Origin of the sequence: Globicatella sp. HMSC072A10 (genome assembly GCF_001811625.1) — a bacterium.
Classification (GTDB): domain Bacteria; phylum Bacillota; class Bacilli; order Lactobacillales; family Aerococcaceae; genus Globicatella; species Globicatella sanguinis.
In genome coordinates this window covers 2,192-2,439 of sequence record NZ_KV805803.1, presented here as the reverse complement: position 1 = coordinate 2,439, position 248 = coordinate 2,192, and positions in this window count along the sequence as shown.

Below are 248 nucleotides of genomic sequence, written 5' to 3'. Positions count from 1 at the left end.
CCGCCAAGTTAACGCCCATGCTGGGCGCACATTAAAAGCGCAGTGGTTGTGTGGTCTCAACCTGCGTCTTAAGCGCAGTGGTTGAGTGGTCTCAACCTGCGTCTTAAAGACTTGTTTGAGACCTACTCAACTGTGCGGGGGTGGACCGACGAAGCGAAAATCATTTCATTTTCTACTTTTGGTCTACTTTCAACTTTGCGAGGGCGAACAGATGATGCGAAAATCATTCGATTTTCTACTTCTGGTCC